The 939-nt window shown below is 46.1% G+C and carries 2 protein-coding genes; one reads left to right on the top strand and one right to left on the bottom strand.

Annotated features, from left to right (window positions below):
• Nucleotides 1–70: 70 nt before the first annotated feature.
• Nucleotides 71–469: a hypothetical protein gene (locus BEN48_RS18890; protein WP_125932702.1), complete on the bottom strand. Its 399-nt coding sequence runs from the start codon at nucleotides 467–469 to the stop codon at nucleotides 71–73.
• Nucleotides 470–548: 79 nt separating this feature from the next.
• On the opposite strand from BEN48_RS18890, the gene BEN48_RS16380 reads away from it, so the two are divergent.
• On the top strand, nucleotides 549–939 hold a 391-nt coding region (locus BEN48_RS16380), incomplete at its 3' end, for a transposase (RefSeq protein ID WP_141764570.1).

The raw sequence follows: 939 nt of genomic DNA, 5'->3' as shown, positions 1-939 counted from the left end.
GCACGGAATCGGCCATTTTCGCCTCAAAGCCCAACTCTATTTGGCGGGCCTAAAAGCCATGAATCAAGAGTTAGCTCAATTCACCGCGTAACATCAGTTCATAAGTGTGACGCACCTTTCTTGTGCCAAATTCCACACTCTGTCTATCGGTTATATATTCATTCGTTGGAAATTGCATGACTCCTAATGAATGAGGTCTTTTTGTTAGAAAGAATGCTATGTTTTCAATTTTACGCACTATTACGGAGCGATTAAAATTCTCGTGAATTATAATAGAATAGGCTACAGATTTTAAAATATCGTTATCTAATTCTTTATCAATAATTTTCCCATAAAGCCTTCTAAAATTTAAATACCTAGCCTCCAAATAATTATCTCTTCTCTGCTCTGCGGAAGCAATAGGAAAATCTAACTTATTGACAATGCTGTAGATGAAAAGCAAGATTATTACCCACATTTCATTCATCATGCTAGCTGCATCAGGAAAAACGTTCGCTTTAACTGACTGATGTTACGCGGATATTTAGGGGAGTGATTTACGTTTGGTGATGAGTTGCACACTGGATTTGTACACAGATTACCTGATTAGTTCGACGGGTCAAACGTCGGCCACGGGTTTATCACGGCTGCTGGATGGGGCCGTGAGTCACGACCAGGTCACGCGCTGGCTGAGTAGTTCGTATCTGGACTCTGAGCAGGTCTGGAAGCAGGCCAAGCCGGTGATTCGCGCGGCCGAGCAGCAGCGGGCGGACGACGACTTTGCGGTGCTACTCGTGGATGATTCCATCCTGGAAAAGGCCCACACGGACCCGAGTGCGTTGATTTGCACCCACTGGGACCATAGCAAGGGCCGCTTCGTCAAGGGCCTCAATTTCGTCAGCCTACTCTACCAGGCCGGCGAGCTGGCCCTGCCCATCGCCGTGGAACTCATCGAAAAAA

Origin of the sequence: Hymenobacter glacialis (assembly GCF_001816165.1) — a bacterium.
GTDB classification, from domain to species: Bacteria; Bacteroidota; Bacteroidia; order Cytophagales; family Hymenobacteraceae; genus Hymenobacter; species Hymenobacter glacialis.
Note: the sequence above shows the minus strand (reverse complement) of the source record. Positions and strands in the feature narration are given on the sequence as shown.